The 16,819-nt window shown below is 50.2% G+C and carries 17 protein-coding genes; 8 read left to right on the top strand and 9 right to left on the bottom strand.

Annotated features, from left to right (window positions below; translation table 11 throughout):
- Nucleotides 1-129: 129 nt before the first annotated feature.
- On the top strand, nucleotides 130-714 hold the full coding sequence (locus tag AC1S52_RS03945; RefSeq protein WP_482027734.1) for a hypothetical protein: 585 nt from the start codon (nucleotides 130-132) through the stop codon (nucleotides 712-714).
- A gap of 127 nt (nucleotides 715-841) precedes the next feature.
- Here AC1S52_RS03945 and AC1S52_RS03950 read toward each other — a convergent pair whose 3' ends face one another.
- The gene (locus AC1S52_RS03950) at nucleotides 842-1,270 is read right to left on the bottom strand and encodes a hypothetical protein (RefSeq protein ID WP_482027735.1); all 429 of its coding nucleotides are present in this window, start codon (nucleotides 1,268-1,270) and stop codon (nucleotides 842-844) included.
- Between the two features lie 691 nt (nucleotides 1,271-1,961).
- On the opposite strand from AC1S52_RS03950, the gene AC1S52_RS03955 reads away from it, so the two are divergent.
- Genes AC1S52_RS03955 through AC1S52_RS03965 form a run of 3 tightly spaced genes read left to right on the top strand, consistent with a single transcriptional unit; the run spans nucleotide 1,962 to nucleotide 4,434 of the window.
- Nucleotides 1,962-2,591 carry a hypothetical protein gene (locus AC1S52_RS03955; RefSeq protein WP_482027736.1) on the top strand — a complete coding sequence of 210 codons (630 nt, stop codon included), beginning with the start codon at nucleotides 1,962-1,964 and terminating at the stop codon, nucleotides 2,589-2,591.
- Nucleotides 2,578-3,339: a hypothetical protein gene (locus tag AC1S52_RS03960; RefSeq protein WP_482027737.1), complete on the top strand. Its 762-nt coding sequence runs from the start codon at nucleotides 2,578-2,580 to the stop codon at nucleotides 3,337-3,339. The genes AC1S52_RS03955 and AC1S52_RS03960 overlap by 14 nt, the downstream gene beginning before the upstream one ends.
- A 27-nt stretch (nucleotides 3,340-3,366) precedes the next feature.
- Nucleotides 3,367-4,434: a Uma2 family endonuclease gene (locus tag AC1S52_RS03965; protein WP_482027738.1), complete on the top strand. Its 1,068-nt coding sequence runs from the start codon at nucleotides 3,367-3,369 to the stop codon at nucleotides 4,432-4,434.
- A gap of 283 nt (nucleotides 4,435-4,717) precedes the next feature.
- Here AC1S52_RS03965 and AC1S52_RS03970 read toward each other — a convergent pair whose 3' ends face one another.
- The 6 genes from AC1S52_RS03970 to AC1S52_RS03995 all read right to left on the bottom strand — a co-directional run bounded on the left by AC1S52_RS03970 (nucleotide 4,718) and on the right by AC1S52_RS03995 (nucleotide 11,924).
- Nucleotides 4,718-5,197: a ubiquitination-like system serine protease family protein gene (locus AC1S52_RS03970; RefSeq protein ID WP_482027739.1), complete on the bottom strand. Its 480-nt coding sequence runs from the start codon at nucleotides 5,195-5,197 to the stop codon at nucleotides 4,718-4,720.
- Nucleotides 5,194-6,381, bottom strand: coding sequence for a ThiF family adenylyltransferase (locus tag AC1S52_RS03975; protein ID WP_482027740.1), 1,188 nt, complete (start codon nucleotides 6,379-6,381; stop codon nucleotides 5,194-5,196). Before AC1S52_RS03975 ends, AC1S52_RS03970 begins: the two co-directional genes overlap by 4 nt.
- A complete protein-coding gene (locus tag AC1S52_RS03980) occupies nucleotides 6,356-7,078 on the bottom strand; it encodes a multiubiquitin domain-containing protein (protein ID WP_482027741.1) in 723 nt (240 codons plus the stop codon). The genes AC1S52_RS03975 and AC1S52_RS03980 overlap by 26 nt, the downstream gene beginning before the upstream one ends.
- A 64-nt stretch (nucleotides 7,079-7,142) precedes the next feature.
- Nucleotides 7,143-10,556 (bottom strand): UvrD-helicase domain-containing protein, encoded by a 3,414-nt coding sequence (locus AC1S52_RS03985; RefSeq protein ID WP_482027742.1) that lies wholly within the window; start codon nucleotides 10,554-10,556, stop codon nucleotides 7,143-7,145.
- A 1-nt stretch (nucleotide 10,557) separates the two neighbouring features.
- Nucleotides 10,558-11,139 (bottom strand): hypothetical protein, encoded by a 582-nt coding sequence (locus tag AC1S52_RS03990; RefSeq protein ID WP_482027743.1) that lies wholly within the window; start codon nucleotides 11,137-11,139, stop codon nucleotides 10,558-10,560.
- Nucleotides 11,136-11,924, bottom strand: coding sequence for an RNA polymerase sigma factor (locus AC1S52_RS03995; RefSeq protein ID WP_482027744.1), 789 nt, complete (start codon nucleotides 11,922-11,924; stop codon nucleotides 11,136-11,138). Before AC1S52_RS03995 ends, AC1S52_RS03990 begins: the two co-directional genes overlap by 4 nt.
- A 343-nt stretch (nucleotides 11,925-12,267) precedes the next feature.
- On the opposite strand from AC1S52_RS03995, the gene AC1S52_RS04000 reads away from it, so the two are divergent.
- Complete coding sequence (locus AC1S52_RS04000; protein WP_482027745.1) at nucleotides 12,268-13,071, top strand: N-formylglutamate amidohydrolase; 804 nt, start codon at nucleotides 12,268-12,270, stop codon at nucleotides 13,069-13,071.
- 143 nt (nucleotides 13,072-13,214) lie between these two features.
- Here the strand turns inward: AC1S52_RS04000 and AC1S52_RS04005 are convergent, their stop codons facing one another.
- Nucleotides 13,215-13,817 carry a TetR/AcrR family transcriptional regulator gene (locus AC1S52_RS04005; protein WP_482027746.1) on the bottom strand — a complete coding sequence of 201 codons (603 nt, stop codon included), beginning with the start codon at nucleotides 13,815-13,817 and terminating at the stop codon, nucleotides 13,215-13,217.
- A 6-nt stretch (nucleotides 13,818-13,823) separates the two neighbouring features.
- Entirely contained in the window at nucleotides 13,824-14,651 is an 828-nt protein-coding gene (locus AC1S52_RS04010; RefSeq protein ID WP_482027747.1) for a class I SAM-dependent methyltransferase, read from the bottom strand.
- An 85-nt stretch (nucleotides 14,652-14,736) separates the two neighbouring features.
- Here AC1S52_RS04010 and AC1S52_RS04015 point away from each other — a divergent pair, with 85 nt between their 5' ends.
- The 3 genes from AC1S52_RS04015 to AC1S52_RS04025 are packed head-to-tail and all read left to right on the top strand — an operon-like array spanning nucleotide 14,737 to nucleotide 16,796.
- Nucleotides 14,737-15,096, top strand: a complete 360-nt coding sequence (locus AC1S52_RS04015; protein ID WP_482027748.1) for a bleomycin resistance protein — start codon at nucleotides 14,737-14,739, stop codon at nucleotides 15,094-15,096.
- A gap of 60 nt (nucleotides 15,097-15,156) precedes the next feature.
- The gene (locus tag AC1S52_RS04020) at nucleotides 15,157-16,635 is read left to right on the top strand and encodes an amidase (protein WP_482027749.1); all 1,479 of its coding nucleotides are present in this window, start codon (nucleotides 15,157-15,159) and stop codon (nucleotides 16,633-16,635) included.
- Entirely contained in the window at nucleotides 16,632-16,796 is a 165-nt protein-coding gene (locus AC1S52_RS04025) for a hypothetical protein (protein ID WP_482027750.1), read from the top strand. Before AC1S52_RS04020 ends, AC1S52_RS04025 begins: the two co-directional genes overlap by 4 nt.
- Nucleotides 16,797-16,819: the final 23 nt, after the last annotated feature.

The raw sequence follows: 16,819 nt of genomic DNA on the forward strand, positions 1-16,819 counted from the left end.
CGCTCACCTGGATCAAGTCCGGGCAGAAGCTGCACCCGACGATTATCAGAAACCCGATCGCTTCTTTGAGCGCACTTACCTGACTCGTAACCTGACTGAACTCGCCACCGAAGTCCATCCGTCGCCTCAGTGGTGAAACAAAAACAACAAATTGCTGATCCACCACGCCTTGCCCAACTCATGATTTCTCCCCAACACGCCCAACTTGAACCTGGAATCAAGCAAGCCTTCACCGCTAAAGAGCTAGACCAATATGGGAACGAATGGGCAGTCTCTGCTCCTGAATGGAATGCAACAGGCGGCAGCATCGCCTCAGACGGAGTACTCCAGGCAGGTTCAGATATTGGCAATTTTACCGTTACAGCAACAATAGACAGCATCACCGCGATCGCAACTTTTAGTATTATTGCAACGGCTGTCAAGGATAGAGAGGGCAGCTACAGCACAGGGACAACCACAGATACTAGCGCCGATCTAACAGACACCCCTTCACTCGCTGTCCCGACTCATCTAAATTGGAGTGGAGAAATTCCAACTCAAAAGTGGATGAACTTTTACTCCCGTGTGTTATCTCGCTTTGCTGCCGATCCAGGCTTGTCACTAACCCTCAAAGTCGAGTTCTCGGCAAACGGAGAGGTGTCTGAGCAAAAGCTGCAAGAAACTAAAGTTGCACTGCAAGAGCTTGGCTTGGATGACAACGTTCAAATTCAGTAGGCATCAAACGTAAACCAAATCTGGATCAACCCCAAATTCCCTTAAACACGCTGCTATCTAGCGGCTCTCTGTTCCGCAGCTTCCGCTCGTTGTTGATCAAGGTTTAGGTTCTAGCTAATTTCAAGAATCAAGAGCTAGAACCTACCCTTTCATCCTCTAGTGGCGCAGTAGCCAGTGCTGCCGCTCGTTCCAACGCCGCTTCTGCCATCTGTAGCTGAGTTCGGATCTGGGTCAATCGATTCCGGTGTTCAATTCCTAACCGCCCTTCCCTGTTTCGCGGGTCATCGTCATAGCTCAAGTGAATCACCCGTACTTTCTCCTCTTTCACCACCGGCTCAAAAAGGGCTTCCACTGCGGTCAGTTTGTTGTACCAGTAGATGCCTCCGGGTCGTTTCACATTGTAGCGGTGGGCCTCACATCCCTCCGGCGCGATGTAAGACCCCTCAAACTGGGACAGGTGAGATCGCACGGTCTCCAAGTGAATGGCGATCGCCTCCAAAGGTGCGGTTACACCCAAACTTTCGGGGGTTTGAGGACAGCCTCGCATTGTCAACATCACGACGGCAGCTTCGCGTCGAGTAACTCGAAATTGCTCCTGAACCCGTTCCCACTCCTGTCTTGCCTGTTCTTGCGCCTCCTCCGCCTGTTGACGTTGAACTTCTCAAACCCGGACGAGTTCTACTTGCTCCTCTGGGGTTAACTCAGTTGCAGACCCACAGGTGCGATAGTTTGGACAATCACCAGGGTCGATACCTGGTTGCATGAGCATGGCTCCGCAATTAAAGCCGAAGCCGCATTTTTTCCTGGGCATAGGGTCATAAAGTTCTAGCTTTAATCTCTAATTAAAAGCTAGAACCAACCACAACACAATCGTAGAACCGGTAATGCTGCTCGTAAACTGATTAACAACAGGCTGAAAGGACGACTTGATCGTAGCCGAGCGTTCGCTTAAGGGCTGAATGGGCTGAACTAACCCTAGTAGTCTTGGCCCATCAACTCCCCCTACGTTCCGGTCGGTAAAACCTGTCCAATTGGTCAACTTACGAATAAAGTCACGTACTTTGAAACCATTAAGTGAAAAAGCGAGGGGTAGAACGTAAGATAATTTGCCTTATCTTACATCGGACTATATCAGACTATATTCAGAAATTCTTTGTGTCTGGTATCCTAAATAGGAAGCTGAATTTCCCGCTAGGGTTGATTTAGAGGGTTGGGGAATTGGGCGATCGCTCCTTTAGTTACTGGCTATGCCGCGAACTCAGAACGACAAATGCCGACTGTGTGCCAAGCTTTCCACGGAGGAGGCACGGGAGTTGCATGGGGCAAATGGAGATGGTTGTTGGACGGAGACGCGCTGTCCCGATCGCCGCTATAGCTACCGAAATCGGGCGGAACGGAATCAGCGACGGCGACAGCGGCACCAGGAACGCAAGCAAGGAGGAGCGATCTCGCCTGTAGCGATGGCTACACCAGCGGTAACTAATGTTGAATCGGAGGAGTTAGTCCTATCAGTGCCAGCGGCTCCCTATGCGGTGCTTCACTGGTATCGCTATCAGGACAATGACCGCATCCATGCGCTGGGTGGAGAACTGTGGGCGAACGACCAGCGGATTTCAGTGTTTGGTCCGGTGCATCTGCTAGGGAACACGCCGACTCAGGTAAAGACGCTGGTGGCTCAACTGCTGCAAGGATTTTCGGAGACGGCTGAGCGAAAATTTGGGATGAAGTTGGTAGGCTTTGCGTTTAAGCGGGAACTTTCGGCTTCCCAATGTCCGGCGTTCGATTGTCCCTTGCGGTCGCGTCCGGTAGATGCACGGCAGTTGTTAAGTGATGCGTTGCCCATTTCTGCGACAGGAGATATGCATGATTCTGAATGAGTGGGAGAATTCGTTATCTCCAAGCGAACAAATTGAGCAGCTAGAGTTGGAACTGTGGCGATCGTGCAATACGGGCTATCAGTTTCCTCTGACGGCTGATCGTCAGCACATTCAGCATACTTGTGACACCTTGGCGTTGGTGGTTGAACCGTTGCCATTGGCAGAACAGATGGAACTGGCTGGGGAGATTTTGGTGCGATTATCCGAGACCTTGTGGCAGCGCACCAATCAGTTTGTGGAAGCTTGGGAGCAGCGGTATAACCCGATAGAGCCAAGCTGGGACGAGGAGTTAGCAGAGTTTTTAGATGGGTTGACCATCAAGACCACGAGTGTGGATGCGGATGAGTTTGTGCTGCCACCGGAGTATTCACCTTACCCAGAATACCGTAAATCTGCTTCACCTTCGACGGAGACTGCTGCTGAAGAGGTTGAGTCTTTATTACCAGAGGATAACTTGTCAGAGCTTCTCGTGTTAACTCCAGAAGAAGTGCGGCAGCAGGTTGAAAGGTTGGCTCATGATGAGGATATTCAGGGCTGGTCTACCACCGTGTGCCATTATTTACGATCGCAATCCTGTGGGCAAGGGATGCCGTTATTGGAATTGGTTGGGGCAACTGGATTATCGTTGGTTGAGGTGTGGTTAGCATTGCTTCTGGGAAACAGCGAGTATGGGTTGGTGCAGCCAGAAGCGGACTTTTATCGGTTGTCGGAGGTGCGAGTCGTGGCATGGGAATCGTTGAATGGGTAATGGGTCGGTGTTTATCAACTAACTATTGTGAGCGCGATAAAATTAGACTTGAGAACACCTGGGCATGAGGTGGCAACGGTTCCAACGGCTGGCAAACGCATCGTGACTGGTAGTGCAATCCATATCGAGCAGGGTGATCCGCCGCGATCGCCCAAAGAGGTGCTACCCACGATGTATGATCTGCCCAGCGAAGATCCGGAGCAAACACATTCTCTTTGTCGCAGCTTTGCTGCCGGGGAGAATGTGTTTGAGCCTGGTTTGCCTGATGAGTTTCACGATCTGCAACCGCAGTTGTTGAGCCGCACCCTCAGCTTGACCGGGTACAGTCGGGACAATTACTTTACGGCATCGGATCTCAACATTTACTATCATGTGCGCCAACCGATGTGGCATAAACGTCCTGACTGGTTTTTGGTGGTGGATGTGCCGCGTCTGTATGAGCAGCGAGATTTGCGACGTAGCTATGTGCTCTGGCAGGAAGGGAAACTGCCGGATGTGGTGGTAGAGTTTTTGTCGCCAGGAACCGAAGCGGAAGATTTGGGACGCTTCTATAATGAGAGCGCGACAGTTGTGGGGGCGGATGCGATCGTCTCAACACCTCCCTCTCCTGTAGAGTCTGGTGAAACGCCCGTCAAAGCGATGCCTCCAGGGAAATTTGAGGTATATGAACGGTATTTGCGAGTGTCGCACTATTTGGTCTACAGCCGCTACACGGGGCGTTTACGTTACTTCAAGTTAGAAGGTGGGCAGTATCAAGAGCAATCCCTTAATGCAGAAAATCCGTTAGTGTGGCTAGATGAGCTAGAGATTGGCTTGGGGGTGTGGCAGGGAGAATTTGAAGGCGTGACGGCGAGCTGGTTGCGCTGGTGTGCGCCGCAAAGCGGATCCGTACCGGATCGCCAGGACAACTGGTTGCTGACGGATACCGAACTAGCTCAACAGCAATTGGAACAAGAACGACAGGCGAAGGAACAAGCACAGACGCAACTGCTGCAAGCGACGCGAAATTTGTTAGCAACAGGAATGGATTTAGCGCAGGTGGCTCAGGTCTTGAACTTAACCGAGGCACAGGTTGAAGCCTTACGACTGGGCTGAGTTCAAACCTGTCTCATGATTTGAGGGCTGTGGCACAAAAATGGTAGAGCGGAGAGATTGGTTTCTTTATTATTAACTAAATGGCATCCCAGACCCGGTTCAAATGGCAGCGCTTTCTGCCTGAGATTATCTTGCTGAATACCCAGTGGTATTAATTAGTTTTATTGCAGGGAGAGATTGTGAGTAAACAGTAGAAATGTTCCTCAATATAACCATTAAAATAACTGTAAAGCTTGCAAAGAAAATGAAGTTTCAAGTTGAAACAGCGCAGAAGAAGCGGCAGTTAGAAAAACTGTTTCACGAACCTAAAGCATCGCTGGATGAGCAACAGCAGCCGCTTTAATGGTGAATGAATCTTCGATATCTTTGTTTGGTGTGATTTATCAGTAGAGGATTGGACGGCAGCGGATCGCTCATGTGCGTCATAGTAGATCGCCTTTGCAGCTTTATCTCTATGACGTTCGGTCTTAACCTGCTCGTCCGTCCAGGTTGCAGCTTCAATCACGCGCCCATTTTGAACGAAGTAGTGGGAGCGGCAGGCAAAATTCCAGTTTCCGATCGACGGCGACAATGAAACTGTCTCTCCGTCAAACGTCATCTTCCAGTCAGTCGGCGTGAAGGGCGTGACCACCTCTTCACCACAACCGCAGCAACAGCAATGGACGGCTGTGGCGTACTCCATGGAAATATAAAGCACGCTCGATGTCAGGCATTCTGGAATATTTTCAACGAACCGATGTTCAAGACGGGTATAGCGCATCATGAGAATTCAGAATTGGTCAGGAGGTTACCATCGGTCGTATACATGCAGTGATGCTCTCGCTCTAGATCCCGATAGAATTCCCGAATCTTTTTCCACTTGATGACGGCCATTACTGCGTTCAAGGCATTCAGGTCAGCAACTTGAATGTTGGAAGCGTAGAGGTCATCTTCACCGCCACCCGAGAAGTCGATCTTACCTTGATGGACATGCTCTCGCTTGTCCGGAGTACTTGCTGTGACCCGCAAAATACCGCCCAGCGACCCGTCGTTCAATTCAAGCCCCATGCCGACATCAATAAAGGACACACCCAGAGCCTCCAGCTTCTGAACGATTAGCCGCTTCTCTAGTCCGCCATCAATGCAGATGAATACAAAGCTAAGGCCCTCAAGCAAGTGGAGGTTGTCAGCACCGATCCGGACTGCATGAGGCACAATTTTGCGGTGCATCTTCGAGTAGATGTTTGCTAGATAATCAACTTTCTTGGGGGCTTCCCGCAACTCATCAATTGACGGTGCCCCAGGCGCACGAAAAGCGTTGTGCTGTAGGAAGGGGTCGTTGTCAAACAAGTGAATCTCCTGCACCGGTGTTTTAGCAACAAAATCGAGGATATACGATCCAGTTCCACCCAATCCAATGAGACCTACCTTCTCAGCCGCTAAGCGCTGGGTCAGGGCACCGATGCCTGCCCGACCAGACGCTGTCTCTAAGTAGTTAAAGACACTGTGTTCCTCTTCATCAGGTACACGAAAGTTTCGTGCGCTTGCACCTGGCTGCAAGACTGCTGCGGGACCTGAGAGAATCGCCGCATAGGTTGTCATTTTGTCGTAGTAGTCCTTATAGCCGTCGGGTGGTTTACTTGAGAAGGAGTGTTCTGCCGTGATGCCGTGACCAAGATCCACGCGATTGCTTGAATGTCTAATCGAGTCGATTGGCATACCATCAGCCTTGCAGGGGAACTCACCATCAAAGGAGACCACATGGTCTCCAGCGTATTGGGTCACATCTCCAGCCATGTTCAAACTGGAGATGAGCGTTCCGGTTCGCACTTGGCGCTGGGCATTAACGTAAGGAACCTCCCGTAGGAGAAGGAGCGCACCTGCGCCTAGACCTAAGATCTGGACGTAATAGCCGTCTTCGCGCAAGCGCTTGAGGTCGGGACTATGATTTAATAGTTCTTGTGACATTGAAGATAGTTCCTTGCTTAATTTTGACAACGCCACCAGCACCCAGTTCCCCCTCAGAAGGCACGGAAGCGGACTTGCGGTAGGTGATGGAGAACACGGTGTTTGAATCGTGCGAGCCGGGGAAGGCAAGTTGCACGACCTCCTCAAATGTCACTTGCGAACTCGATACCGCCCGTGACCGACCATTAATGATGATCTCGATCGTAGTCGTCGGACGGGGCGCGGTAATGAAATGTTCAACACCAGGCGCGGTTAGGTCGATCGCCTCTTGTGGCGTGATCAATCGGTCTTCGCCACCGCGAACTTCAATAAATACCGCTTGTTCATCGCCAACGTTGGCAAGCTTGTAGAGGTCAGAACCGTTGATAGCAGGCTTGCCCCAGGTAATTTGACGGTCGTCGAGCGTTAGCTTGAAGGCACGATCGCTGTGGAAAGCTACAAATTGCTCAACGCCGCGTCCACGCAAATCGAATGATTCGTCAAGGCGAATATCCTCAAAGTCGCCTGATGGCAAAATTGCGAATAAGCCGTAATTGCTCCGCGTGTCGAGTCCGGCAGCGGTCAGAATTTGGTGACCCAACGGCACAGGATCTGCTAGCTCAATACTGCGGAAGTTTAGGTTGTCTAAAGCAAACTGAATATGGTAGCTGCGGACATTTCCTCGATCACTACCAGCAGAGATTTCTCCGTTCATCATCCTTATTTTTCCTCCTTAGAGCCTAAAGATAGTTGGCTCTAAAGGGTTAATCGGAGTCGCTTTGTCAAATCGGTAAATCAGTCCTAAAATTTTTTCGCAGCGTTCCTGCTGGAGTCGGACCACAGATAAAAAAGGCAGGGCAACTGGGGCAGGTACGGGCTGAAGGTTCGGTTGGGAAGCTCCCTTGCCGAATGGCTTCGACGAAACCTGCCAGTTTCTTGCGCTTACTATCAAGATCCTTCTGCAATGGAGCAACGGGTTGCACGGTTTGATCCGTGAGGTAAAGAAATTCTACAATGGCATCTGGGAAAGCCTGTTGAGCAGCAAGTACGAAGGCGGCAGTTCCAACCTCCTTGCTCTCTGCCGATCTCAACCGACCTGTCCGAATCCGCCTGAGCGTCCTTTTGCCGTCCGGTCTGATCAAAACATCGTCAGGTCGGACGGTAATTTCCTCATTGCCAATGGTGAAACTGAGAGTGTTTGGTGCTTCTGGGATGTATTCTGCACGACTGGCAACAAAGAATCGAACTAGGTCGATCGCGAAGATCTTCAATTGCTCAGCGCAACCGTGATCTGTCAGTCCGTAGCCAGTCATCGCTTCCCCAACCTGCTGTTCAAGGTAGGCATCATCAACATCAGCTATATTCTGGGTGATCAGTGCTTGAGTAACTGCCCGCACAGCCTCGTGCGTTTGCGTAAAGGCTGTCTCCACTCGACGACCACCCAGTTGCAGCACGTGGGTGTAGAAGAAGCGGCGCGGGCAAGACTCGTACTGGGAAATCTGCAATGCACTGAGTCGTAGACTGCCTTCGATAACAAGTTCGATATTCCCGTCAAGCACTTCCGGCAGAACTCGTTGAGGCGTGACATGCCTCCGCTTAAGGTTCTGCCCTAAACGATCCAGAAATGGGGACAGACTCCATCGGTGTCCGTTGGACTTCTTAGTGGGTGCGTAAAGGAAGAGGCGATCGCGGGCACGCGAAAGTGCCACATAAAACAGGCATTCCTGCTCCAGTTCCTGCACAACGCGAAACACTTCTCGTGCCGTACCAGCGATTCCTTCCACCATCCCTTCAGGGGGCGGGCATGGAGGGGCGGGTGGAACCCTCGGTAGGGTCCCTGCGTTCAGTCCTGGAAGATGTACCACTGTAAATTCCAGTCCTTTAGCTCCGTGAATCGTCATTAATCGCACTGCATCGAGGCTTTGAGCGGCTGCTGGCAGTTGACGCAGGTCGCGATCATCGCCTAATCTCACCAAACGCCGAACGCGATTCAGTAGCTGTGCGATTGGCAATCCCTGATTAGAGGGCTGAGCGCGGATAAAGTTCATCAACTGCCAGAGAGCAATGCCACGACCTCGCTCATAAGCGTTGCTCTGAGCGGCAATTTTAGCTGCAATCCGGGTTCGTTCTAATAGTACAGTGGCTAGAATCATCCAGGGCGATGAGTGCTCATCAAACCCATCTAGCGTCCTGGCGATATTGGTGAGAGCAGTGCGACCTTGCTCAGACAGATTTGGAATGGCGGCCAGTTCATGTAGCCACTCATCTTCACTCTCTTTATACCGGAGGTGGTCAATTACTGTTGCTACATCAGATATGGGCATGGCAAATTCAGACCAGCAGGCAAGACGGACGAGTCCTGTGCCACGTCGATCGGTGAGCATCGATAGGAGTGCAAAGGCATCTTTAACTTCCGACCGCTCAAAAAGGCTGCCCAAAAATAGAACCGGCACACCCAAACGCTCAAGCTCCTGAGCCAGTTTCGAGAGTTTTTCGTTGCCAGTACAGAGTACAGCTTGGTTGCGGTAGGAATGACCTTCAGCATGCATCGCCTGGATTGTGTCAGCAAGTGCCACTGTTTGCTGGTGGGATTGATCGACTGTGCAGAGTTCCGGTTCATACCCACAAGAACCTCGTTGAGATTCAAGTCCGCTGGTACGATCGCTAACAGCCATGCCTTTGGCAAAGGTGGAGAAGGCATTTACCACCTCTTCGACCGAGCGATAATTTTCCTCGAGCCGACCGCGCTCACCATCTGGGAAATCCTCTTTCCCAAAGCGGTTCATATTGAACGAGGAAGCTCCTCGAAATCGGTAGATAGACTGCTTTGCGTCCCCTACTGCCCAGAGGTTCTCTCCATCACCGCATAAAGCTTTGAGCAGGCGAATACTACTGCGATTGACATCCTGATATTCATCCACGAGCACGTGATCATACTGGCTTCCGAGATGACTTCGGATTGTATCGTTCCCCTCCAACAGCAGCACCGGTAGCAACACCAAATCGCCGAAATCAATGCAGCCTGCTTGCTGCTTCAAAGTTTCATACGCCTGATAGACCCGTGCAACCTCGATCGCCTTTTCTGCTGCCAGTTGCTCTTCAGGTGTTGCAGCCGTTTCAAGCATTGCCGCTGCTAGTTCTGCATATCTTTGCTGATCGACTACTTCGTCCTTAGCACGAGAAATGGCTGTCAGAATGTCTGCGATGTTTTGAGTTGGATCGTAGAGATTGCGATAATGCACTAGATCTAGACGGGGAAACTCTTGCTCAAGGAGTTCAATTGCATTAGTGCGGTCTAGCAACTGAGGATTCTGCGGGAGTCTCAACTCAACATGGAAGCGCCGAATTAAATCCAGCCCGAAGGCATGGAACGTTCCAATCCACATTGCACCAGCGGCAACCCGATCCTTAAGCGCAACGCGCGCAGCCATCTCCCCCGCTGCCTTGTTTGAGAATGTCAGCAGCAAAATACGGCGCGGATCTACCCCATCGGTGAGCAAACTCTCCACACGGGCAGTCAGTGTCTGGGTTTTCCCTGTTCCAGGACCCGCTTCAAGCAGGTAGGCTCGTCCTCGATGATTTACGGCATTGACTTGCAGCAGATTAAGCTGACACTCTGACCTTTCAGCTTCCGGCAACAAGGTGACTGGCGGCAAGAGCAAGGCATCCAATAGCTGCTGAGCTACCACCTCGAAGGGCGCGCCAAATCTTGTCGCAATTTGGGAAGCCGTAAGCCCCTCTTCAACATGAAGTTTTCGCACCACATAACGCGGCATGAGAAATTCGCGGGCAAACAAGTCCATTTGAATCTCACGTCGTTGTCGTGGGCTGTAGTCTACAACGCGATCAATTCCAATTGGAGAGGGTTCAGAAGACCGCGTTGGATCAATGTGGCGTACAGGCTCAGAATCAGGATCGTCGCCAAGTTCGACATGACCGATTTCATGGGCAACCAGGAAAGCCTGTTCAAAGAGCGTCCCAGCGTTCTCGTGAAGAATAAGAGCATCATTGGGGATAAAGGTTGCTCGTCCGCCATCTAACACAGCGGCACCGGGAGTCGTCGGCTCAACGTCTATGTCCCGATGCAGTGCCTCGGCTACTACAAACGCATATGGGTACTGAGGGTCTTTCCCTCTGGCAACAGCCTCAGTGTGAAGGGTAGTGGCTATTTGGCGGGCAAGCTCGATTCCATCCATCTTAGCTTTCGTCTGTCATCAACAACGCTCGTTTATCGGGAGGCACATTGGCTTCGATCAGGAGTTGCTCAAACGTTACCGATGTTGGAGCCTTGGGTTTGCTGTCTGCCTTATAACTGCGTGTTAATCCTGGCTCTGGCGGAAGTGCAAGAGCCGTTCTGAGTATCTCGACCGTGCTGTTCATCTCAGCCGCCAACCGGTCTAGAAATAAGGATGGCACGGAGGTAAGTTCAACCCGGCGCTCACGAAAGGCTGTGATTACCTGGCGCGGCACGTCAAGACGCTGAGCGAGATGTCGCTGCTCTGTTGTTGTCAGTGCTACAAATGGGTCCATCATTTCTGTGGGCGCGGCTTCAACATGTCGTTGCCATGCCTTGTCAATCCATGCTTGATCTTCGGCTGATAGGGGCATCTCATTCTGCTGGACTTCGCATGATAGTTCGTATGATAGGTCGATCAGTTCAGCCGCATACTCTGGGAAGTCTCGAAGGTATTGTTCAAGAATGTCACGCCCCGAATCTGGTTCCATTGCGAAGGCGTACAATACTTCTTCACGGGAAGGTTGGGAGTCAGCAGACTTCATACCGTTTCTCCTGCAGTCAGGGCAGTGCGTAGAGCAGCATATGCTTTGTCACGATAAGTTCGGATTGTTTTCTCAGATTTGCCGAGCGCTTTTGCGATCGTCATCACATCAGGTTTCGTTGAGTATATAGGAAAGTCTAGTTGAAGCATCACGATGATCCTCCGTTCAATCGGTGGTAAAGCATTAATCGCTTCCCTCAATGCAAAACGGTAACCTTCACTGGAGAATTTAGACGTATCGAATGGATCAAAGCCTCCAGCAGCACGCTCCACCTCAGCCGTTGGCTCGCCTGTCTCCTGGTCGTCGAGAGTGGTCAAGTGATTCTGACTCCGCCAGACCTGCTCTTTGACATCGAAACGCATGGTCTGCAATGCTTTATTGAAGCGCACCTCAAAAAAATCGAGTTGTTCCGAGTAACCACTGCGATCAATGGCAAGCAGTTCTGCAAACCGCCCGATTACCTCCTCTCGGATCATGCTTGGGGTCAGAAATGTTTTCGTACCGTCAGAACTTTCTCCTCTGGGGAGGCTATGCAAGATGCGCTCGACTAGAAGTTTATAGAGTGTTTCAAAGTGAACGTCTGCTTTGTTCGCTCGATTCGCGCGGATGAAATAGAGTAGGCACTCGCTCGGAATATAGACTGGATCACTCTTCTGCCGTATTGTGCAACGAGCGACGAGTTCATCGCGGGAGAGCGACGCTAGTTCAATAATTTTTGCCTCGATCCTGGGAAGACGGGTGTACGGCTCTCCATGACGTGTACGCTTCCTGAGTGGAGTTATCAAAACTTCCTATCCTCCAATGTCGTCCTTGAAAGGTTGTACTGAGGCAAGAGTATTTTTATGCGACTCTCCCCTTGAAGGATTCCCCTACCCCTTGAAGGATTCCCCTAATTACATCCCAAATCACAATCATTTAACTTTTAGCGCTCAAAATATTACTAGAGCTGAGGTTTGAGCAGAGCGATCGCGGGGGGAATAGACGGAAATGAGTAACCCAAATGGATGAGGATGGAAATGGAAAAGCTTGTGAGCGACTGCCACAACAACTTAACTTTTATGGTCAGCCAGGTAGTATTGAGCTTACCCTGTGCAACGCTCGAGCAATTTTTTCTCTGATAAGTCAGCAATGCCAAGCCCTTTTATCCTTCATTTGCCAACCACTTCAGCCACTCCTGTCATTGCGAGTCTGCCTCATAGTGGATTGCTTGTACCGAAGGACATTGCTAACAACCTGCAAGCTTCTTGCCAGCACTATCTACCGAATCAAGATTGGCATCTCGACAAGCTCTATGATTTCCTGCCCAACCTGGGTATAACTGTCTTGCAAGCTGTCTATAGTCGCTATGTGGTTGACCTCAATCGATCGCTCCAAGAACCACTCTTCGGTAATTTTTGGCAATCGGTCATTGCTGAAAAGACTGCATTCAACACATCGATTTATCGAACTTTGCCTTTGAGAGAAGAAATTGAGCAGCGAGTTGAGCAATACTATCGTCCCTATCACCAGGAGCTTCAACGCCTGCTGAACGAACAGATTGAACAATTTGGCAAGGTATATCTATTGGATTTACACAGTTTCTTTGGGTTGATCGAGGACGAAATTTGCTTGGGCAACGGGAATGGTAGTACGTGTTCTGAGCGCTTCATTTCGATCGTTGAGACTGCCTTTTGCTCGAATGGTTATCAAGTCGTTCGGAATAAGGTGTTCAGCGGCGGCTACATCACCCAGCACTATGGACAAGTGCCACAGGTGGAGGCGCTGCAAATTGAAGTTCGCTATCCGGTTTACCTAAATGCAACACAGTTGGATGACGCTTCTATACCAAGTTGGCAGGTGCCAGAGTTCGATCGCGCCAAACACCAGTTTAAGACAATCTTTGAGCAAATCACCGAGGCTCTGTTGGCTGATCAACTTCACCGCTCTCGATAAGTTAGATTAGGAAGAATTTGTAGCAAGCTCGTCTAACCCCAATTTCATCAACGTTCCTCTCAGCCCAATGTGAGCAGGGATAGGGGCACGACCTGACGTATTGGCTAACACCGTGGCCCGCCTATTCCACGACCAAGTCCACTCTACTGAAAACTACTGTAGGAATTTTGAATATGTGCGATCGCCACCAGTAATGCATCCAGCATGACTTCATAACTGATATCAGCAGAACGATCAAGCGTCATCAACTCTGACTGCTCTCGCATAATAAAACCATAAGTCGCAGCATTAACCATTCGCATCACATCGATCAATGCCTCATCGCTTAATTCATACAATTGTAAAAATTTCTGAAATAAGTGAAGTGAGTCTTGAATCATTTCAGCTTCTTCTGGATCAATCGGTCGCATCTGGTAATGCATCATGACGCTGTATTGGGCGGGATGCGATCGCGCAAAATTGCGAGTGGCACGAGCACTGACACGGAATAATTCTTGCGGCTCCGTAATGCCTGTGGTTTGCTGGCGACACTGGGTTAAATAATTTCGCCAAATCGTTAAAGCTACGGCTCGTCGTAGCCCAGTGTTTCCCTCTAGATGCTTGTAAATCGCAGGTGGTTTGATGCCCAATTCTCGTGCTACTCGATTCACACCCAGCGCCGATTCTCCTTCTTGGTCAAGGCAGGCGATCGCCGCTGCAATCACATCTTGTCGAGTCAATGAATTTTCCTTCGTTGGACGACCCATAGAGATTTACTTTGGTCGAACAATGTGAAAAGCAGAGACATAAGATAGTTGAACCGTATCACCATTCTGCTCCAGCACCTGTCGTAATCCCTCAAATAATGGCTGCTTCTGCTGTGGTTCCAGTTTCAGATGAGGCGAATAAGTATTCAACAGCAGCAGATATTGATCCACGGAATAGGTTACTTCTACCTTCGTCTGTCCAGATACCATATTTTTGAAGTAACCAGACTCGATCGCCATTTGTCCCAACTGGTCGAGAATGGCTGCTTGTGTCGCACTATCTTCATAAGCACCGTTGAGAGTGGGTGCATGAGTTTGATAGACCTTTGCTAGCTGCTGATAAACCTCGTGGCAGGGCTGAAGTTCCTTATTCCACAGCAAGATTAGCACTCCCTCTGGATGCAATGCTGCCGCTGCTTTGGAGTAACCAACTTCTGGCGAAATCCAATGAAATGAACTCGCTGCTAATACTGCATCGAATTTTCCAGGTTCTAATTCCCACTCTTCAAACAAGCAATTTCGCAGTTCCACTTTTGGGTAGGATTCACAGGTTTGCCGCGCCAGACGATAAAAATCGGGATTCGGTTCAACGCAAACCATGCTGCAACCCAGAGCAGCGAATGCAGGGGTCGCGATCGCCGGACCACACCCAACTTCCAGCACTGTCGAGTCAGTGGAAAGTCGCGCGATGTTCACGACTTGGTCGATGATTACCTGCGGGTAGCGAGGTCTAACCTGATAGTATGCCTCTGCTGCGGGCGAATACCAGTGTTTGCGTTGTTCAAGATCCCTGCCATAGCACTCGTTGCGAAGGGTTTGTTTCAGGTCTTTCATGATGAATTCAAGCGAATTTAGTTAACTATATTAACTTTATCCGGGTATGATTAACTTTACTGTTGGATTCAGAATACGAGGTGAAATGAGTGACCCAACGCTAAGTTCAGCTGTCCCAATCCTGGCTTCGCTAAATATCACTAAAACTATTCAGTTCTATTGTTCTGTGTTTGGTTTTACCAAAGTTTATGAAGAGCCGTCAGTCTACGGTATCGTTCAGCGAGATGCAGTACAAATTCACTTTTGGGCATGTTCTGAAAAACACGTTGCTGAAAACACCGCATGTCGTGTCAAGGTGACAGGAATCAGCACGCTGTACGCTGAATACCAACTCAAGGGGGTCATTCACCCCAATGCGCCATTGCAGGAGAAGCCCTGGGGGACTCGTGAGTTTGGTGTCGTGGATGAAGATGGCAACCTGATCACTTTTTTTGAGGAAATTTAACAAGATCAGTGATTATTTTAAGTTCGGTAGACGATTGCAACTCTTAGTAGTGGGAGGGTCATGAATAATCTTGTGTTTACCTCTGCTGTTGAACTTGCCCAGATGCTCCGCGATCGCACCATTTCATCAGTTGAAGTGTTGGATGCTCACTTGGATCAAATCGCTAAACACAACACCAAGCTGAACGCCATCTGCACTCTTGACGAAGCCAACGCTCGTGTCAAAGCCAAGCAAGCCGATGAAGCGTTAGCCAAAGGAGAAAACTGGGGTGCGTTGCATGGCGTTCCCATCACCATCAAAGACATTTTTGAAACAGCAGGACTTCGCACCACCGCAGGCTACATTCCCCTCAAAGACTACGTGCCTCAGCAGGATGCCACCGCTGTTGCGAGGTTGCCATCGGTAGGAGCAATCATCATCGGCAAAACCAACATGGCAGAATTGGCAGGTGATTATCAAAGTACCAATTCTCTGTTTCCACAAGTGAATAATCCCTGGAATGTGGACTACACAGCAGGCGGCAGTTCGGGGGGCAGTGCCGCTGCCGTTGCTGCCGGACTCTCACCGCTCGATCTGGGTAATGATTTCGGAGGTTCGATACGGCAACCCGCTCATTTCTGTGGTGTATATGGCTTGAAACCGACCGATCATCGCGTCTCCACCGCTGGACAAATTCCAGAAGTACCGGGAATGCCCCACTGTCTGCAGCAAATGATGACCACAGGTTGTTTAGCGCGATCGCTTGAAGACATCCGCCTCTGCTTTTCCCTCATTGCAGGTGCTGATCCGCGTCGTCCTGATGTACCGCCGATTCCGCTGGATGTGCCGTCCGAGAAATCTTTACCGGATCTCAAGATTGCCTGGATTGACCAATGGCAAGAAGTGCCTGTGAGTCGTGAAACTTGCGCTGCTATGCAAACGGTGAGACACACGCTAGAACAAGCAGGAACCAAGATCGATCGCTGGCTACCGCCCGACTTTGATTTGTCGATGATGCTGAATCTCTACAATCGCATGACAGCCTTCCTCAACAACTACGCCCAACCCAAAGATCGCTACAACATCCGTCGCAGTCTGACCTTACTCTTTCGTACCGCCACTCAGGGCGATCCTGAACTACGGCAGTTAGGCAACTTTAGTCGCTATTTGCCTGAGTTTCTGAATCCCAGCTTAAAGGGCTACTTTGAAGCATTGACCGAGCGCGATCGCTTTATTGCCCAAATGGATGCAGCATTAGACTCTTGGGATGTCTGGCTGACTCCCGTTGCTGCCACCCCTGCCTTTACCCATCGTCCCGCTTGGAGTGCGATCGAGATTGACAGCAGAGCTTATCCACACGGAGTGGCAAACGGAGCTTACACCATGCCCTTTAATCTGAGTGGGCATCCTACCGTGGTGATTCCCATTGGGCAAACGCAAAACGAATTACCAATTGGAATGCAGATTGTTGGAAAACGCTGGCGGGAGATGGAATTACTGGCGATTGCCCAACAAATTGATACCACCATTGGCGGATTTCAATTGCCATCAGGCTATTGAACCACAAACTACTTTCCTCACGATCGCTGTCTGCTCAACTTCAGCGCTCCATTGCAGTTGATTCAGTAGGGGATCTGCTGCATAGAGAAGCTCAAGTGTTTGCTGAGGAGCGATCGCGTAATGAAGTCATTCGGCTGTCGTTATGCGAGCGTCTCCTTTAACTGTGGATTAGCTGCATATTGGG

Source organism: Kovacikia sp. CALU 1929 (genome assembly GCF_056784235.1).

Excerpts from the sequence above, each read along its gene's own strand:
- AC1S52_RS03950 (WP_482027735.1), bottom strand. The coding sequence starts at position 1,270 with ATGTTGACAATGCGAGGCTGTCCTCAAACCCCCGAAAGTTTGGGTGTA.
- AC1S52_RS03955 (WP_482027736.1), top strand. The coding sequence starts at position 1,962 with ATGCCGCGAACTCAGAACGACAAATGCCGACTGTGTGCCAAGCTTTCC.
- AC1S52_RS03960 (WP_482027737.1), top strand. The coding sequence starts at position 2,578 with ATGATTCTGAATGAGTGGGAGAATTCGTTATCTCCAAGCGAACAAATT.
- AC1S52_RS03970 (WP_482027739.1), bottom strand. The coding sequence starts at position 5,197 with ATGATGCGCTATACCCGTCTTGAACATCGGTTCGTTGAAAATATTCCA.
- AC1S52_RS03975 (WP_482027740.1), bottom strand. The coding sequence starts at position 6,381 with ATGTCACAAGAACTATTAAATCATAGTCCCGACCTCAAGCGCTTGCGC.
- AC1S52_RS03980 (WP_482027741.1), bottom strand. The coding sequence starts at position 7,078 with ATGATGAACGGAGAAATCTCTGCTGGTAGTGATCGAGGAAATGTCCGC.
- AC1S52_RS03985 (WP_482027742.1), bottom strand. The coding sequence starts at position 10,556 with ATGGATGGAATCGAGCTTGCCCGCCAAATAGCCACTACCCTTCACACT.
- AC1S52_RS03990 (WP_482027743.1), bottom strand. The coding sequence starts at position 11,139 with ATGAAGTCTGCTGACTCCCAACCTTCCCGTGAAGAAGTATTGTACGCC.
- AC1S52_RS04000 (WP_482027745.1), top strand. The coding sequence starts at position 12,268 with ATGCCAAGCCCTTTTATCCTTCATTTGCCAACCACTTCAGCCACTCCT.
- AC1S52_RS04005 (WP_482027746.1), bottom strand. The coding sequence starts at position 13,817 with ATGGGTCGTCCAACGAAGGAAAATTCATTGACTCGACAAGATGTGATT.
- AC1S52_RS04010 (WP_482027747.1), bottom strand. The coding sequence starts at position 14,651 with ATGAAAGACCTGAAACAAACCCTTCGCAACGAGTGCTATGGCAGGGAT.
- AC1S52_RS04015 (WP_482027748.1), top strand. The coding sequence starts at position 14,737 with ATGAGTGACCCAACGCTAAGTTCAGCTGTCCCAATCCTGGCTTCGCTA.
- AC1S52_RS04020 (WP_482027749.1), top strand. The coding sequence starts at position 15,157 with ATGAATAATCTTGTGTTTACCTCTGCTGTTGAACTTGCCCAGATGCTC.